This window comes from Candidatus Glassbacteria bacterium, assembly GCA_019456185.1.
Classification (GTDB): domain Bacteria; phylum Gemmatimonadota; class Glassbacteria; order GWA2-58-10; family GWA2-58-10; genus JAJRTS01.
This window is the reverse complement of the sequence record VRUH01000159.1, coordinates 1-1,150: the sequence shown is the minus strand read 5'-3', so window position 1 is coordinate 1,150 and position 1,150 is coordinate 1. Positions and strand designations below refer to the sequence as shown.

1 protein-coding gene is annotated in these 1,150 nt (G+C 61.2%); it reads left to right on the top strand.

Annotation, left to right across the window (positions count from 1 at the left end; genetic code table 11):
- Window positions 1-1,150, top strand: a 1,150-nt coding sequence (locus FVQ81_18610) for an IS256 family transposase (protein MBW7998543.1), incomplete at both ends; no start/stop codon positions are given.

The window sequence follows — 1,150 nt, the reverse complement described above, 5'->3', positions numbered from 1 at the left end:
TGGAGGCGTTTGTGGCCGCGCATGAGCACATCAGGGATGCGCAAGGCCGCCGGCTGGTGGTTCGCAACGGCTACCTTCCGGAGCGAACGATTCAGAGCGGGATCGGCGATATTGCCGTCAAGGCGCCCCGCGTGCGGGATCGAAGCGGGTCGGGTATCCGCTTCACCTCCTCGATTCTGCCGCCTTACCTGCGCCGCACCAAGAGCATCGAGGAGCTGATTCCGTGGCTTTACCTGAAGGGCATTTCCACCGGGGATTTCTCCGAGGCCCTGGCCGCGTTGCTGGGGCCGGATGCGCCGGGACTCTCCGCCGCCACGGTCAGCCGCTTGAAGGAGGTGTGGAAGGGCGAGTTGGAAGCCTGGCAGCGGCGCGATCTGACCGGCAAGCGTTTCGCCTATTTCTGGGTGGATGGTGTGTACTTCCAGGCGCGGCTGGAGCAAGCCAGGCAATGCTTTCTGGTGATCGTCGGCGCCGATGAGGCCGGCAACAAGGAGCTTGTGGGCCTCTGGGACGGCTTCCGGGAAAGCGAGCAGTCCTGGTCGGAGTTGCTGCTGGATCTGAAATCACGGGGATTGGAGATGGGGCCGAAGTTGGCTGTCGGAGACGGCGCATTGGGCTTCTGGACGGCACTGCGCAAGGCTTACGGCCAAACACGTCAGCAACGGTGTTGGGTGCACAAGACGGCCAACGTGCTCAACAAATTGCCCAAGAGCCTTCAGATCCAAGCCAAGCAGCGCCTGCATGAAATCTGGATGGCGGAAGGCAGGGATGATGCCGAGAAGGCTTTCGATCTCTTCGTCGACTCATACCAGGCCAAGTACCCCAAGGCCGCGGAGTGCCTGGCCAAGGATCGCGACACGCTGCTGGCCTTCTACGAGTTCCCGGCGGAGCACTGGGTGCACATCCGCACCACCAATCCCATCGAATCGACCTTCGCCACCGTGCGGTTGCGCACCACCAAGACCCGAGGCTGCCTCTCCAGGGATACCGCCTCCACAATGGTCTTCAAGCTGACTCTCTGCGCTCAGCAGACATGGTGTCGCCTGAACGGACCGGACTGGATGGCCGAGGTGATCGAAGGCGTGAAATTCGAGGACGGAATCAAGATTGAAAAAAAGCCGCCTGAAAACCTCAAAACACAACATTTGAC